The organism is Paraburkholderia sp. J69-1, assembly GCF_905220255.1.
In the GTDB taxonomy this organism is placed as follows: Bacteria; Pseudomonadota; Gammaproteobacteria; order Burkholderiales; family Burkholderiaceae; genus Paraburkholderia.
Map to the genome: position 1 here is coordinate 1 of NZ_CAJMZG010000076.1, position 865 is coordinate 865.

An 865-nucleotide genomic window follows, 5' to 3' on the forward strand; every position below is an offset into this window, starting at 1 on the left:
ACGCATAAATCATTACAAGAAATTACGCGAAATTACTCTCAAATCTTAAAAGAATTTTCATTGTGGTCTCATCCGAATAATTTTCGTAAAATAGTTCGCTAACGTCAACAGACCATGCGTTATGGCTAGATTCATCTCGATATCAAAAGAATGGAATGGAGGTGAATTCGCCCGCAACAAAATGAAAAGCAGAAAGCTTCGTACAGCGCTTCTTGAAGGGCCCGGAAATATATCCATCACAAGGCGACATCGGACAGCCGCGTTGGCAGTAACCGTCATGATTGGAAGCCATTCTGCTGGCGCGCTCGCATCGACAGGTGTGGTTGCTGACGGAGGCACCAATACATCAGTCACGACAACCGCCAGTGGACATTCAACCGTCTCGATTGCACCCGCAGTCGGCGGGGTATCAAACAATACCTATAGCTCATTCAATGTATCCTCCGCTGGTGTTGACCTGGATAACACGGCCGCGAACGCACGCACGATCGTCAATCAAGTCACGAGCACCAGCCCATCGCTGATCGAAGGCGCGATCAATGTGCTAGGTTCAAGAGCAAACGTCATCCTCGCGAATCCAAATGGAATCACGGTGAATGGCGGCAGCTTCCTCAATGTGGGGCATGTTGTTCTGACAACGGGTTCGGTAAATTTTGACGACCTGTCCATCGCTACAGGTGACATTCAGCGCAATGTCGTGATTACAACGACAGGCGGAAGCATCAATATCGGCGCAGGCGGCCTGTCAGGGACGTTGGTAAATCTGGACCTGGTTGCCAGGCAGATTACCGTCGATGGCCTCGTTTCCAATGCGTATACCAGTTCGACCGGTGGCGTCCGATTGATTGCAGGTGATAGCACAACG

General features: G+C 50.1%; 1 protein-coding gene. It reads left to right on the forward strand.

All coding sequences use genetic code 11. The annotated features are described in order from the left end of the window. Positions 1-277: 277 nt before the first annotated feature. On the forward strand, positions 278-865 hold a 588-nt coding region (locus U5A67_RS40425), incomplete at its 3' end, for a filamentous hemagglutinin N-terminal domain-containing protein (RefSeq protein ID WP_321818831.1).